This is a genomic window from Streptomyces sp. SID12501 (assembly GCF_010550245.1).
Lineage (GTDB): Bacteria > Actinomycetota > Actinomycetes > Streptomycetales > Streptomycetaceae > Streptomyces.
This window is the reverse complement of sequence record NZ_JAAGLU010000116.1, coordinates 1-1,153: the sequence shown is the minus strand read 5'-3', so window position 1 is coordinate 1,153 and position 1,153 is coordinate 1. Positions and strand designations below refer to the sequence as shown.

The following is a 1,153-nucleotide window of genomic DNA, read 5'->3' as shown; positions in this document are numbered from 1 at the left end:
CCGCGTACGACGAAGTGGTGGGCGACACGGACGTCGATCGCCTTGCCGGTGGCCTTGTTGGCCGCCGTGTAACGGGCCAGGACCACGACGTTCTCCCCGTCCACGACATACGTGTCGTCATGAGCGGTCCAGCCCTCCCACTCCTTGCCCAACTGCTCCATCACATGGGCGGTGACACCCTCGGGAGTCCGGTACGTCCCGGCCAACGGGAAACCCGCCATCTCCGTCCACTCCACATCCGGAGCCAGAGTCACCCGCAGAGCATCCAGATCACCGGCCGCGGAGGCGAGATACTGACGGCGCACGACATCGGCGGGCGCGGTCGACACGGCGAACTCGGTCATGGTCAGCCCCACTTCATCTCACCCTTGGCGACCTTCGCACCGATCTGCGCCGCGATCAGCATCCCGTTGTCCGGGTAACGCCTGACGAGCGCCTCCGTCAGCGACGCACCGTCCGCAGCCGCCGCCAGCTCCTCCTCGAACGCCAGAAGGTACTCACGGGTGGCCGTGATCGCACTCGCGTCGGCCGCCGTCCCGGGCAGACGATGCCCCGGCACGACCAGCTCCGGCTCCAGCGCGGCCATCTCGTCGAGCAGAGCGATCCACGCGGCACGGTCACCCGGGGTGGCCGTGTCCGCGACCCAGACATGCTCCCGCTGGAAGAGCAGCACACCGCCCAGCAGGGCACGCGCCTCGGCCTGCCACAGGTAATGGCGGTCGGGCAGCGCGGCCGGACCGCCCTTCAGCTCGAAACGGTGACCCTCCAGCGTGAGATCACCGCTCAGCGGGGTGATCTCCACCAGCCGGGTGGGCAGGTTGGCACCCAGCGCCGCCCACGCCTTCAGCTTGCCCTCGTAGGAGTCACGGATGTGCTCGATCACCAGCGGCGTCGCCACGAACACCGCGTCGGGGAAAGCATCCGCGATCACCTCGGCACCGAAGTAGAAGTCGGGGTCGGCATGACTGACGAAGACCGTCGTCAAAGTCCTGCCCGAGTCGAGGACCTCCGCCGCCAGACGGTGACCGTCGGCACGGGTGAACGCCGCATCGACCAGCAGCGCCTCACTCTCACCGGTGACCAGCGTCGCAGTCTTGTTCTTGCTGCCGGCCGGGAAATCCAGATCCAGGACCTTGAAGGACAGAGCACTCAT

Annotated in this window: 2 protein-coding genes; both read right to left on the bottom strand. The window is 67.6% G+C overall.

Annotated elements, in window-relative coordinates; genetic code table 11:
- Positions 1 to 344 (bottom strand): nuclear transport factor 2 family protein (locus tag G3I71_RS44675; RefSeq protein ID WP_164324593.1); only part of this gene is annotated, 344 nt, incomplete at its 3' end.
- A 2-nt stretch (positions 345 to 346) separates the two neighbouring features.
- On the bottom strand, positions 347 to 1,153 hold an 807-nt coding region (locus tag G3I71_RS44670), incomplete at its 5' end, for an MBL fold metallo-hydrolase (protein ID WP_164324591.1).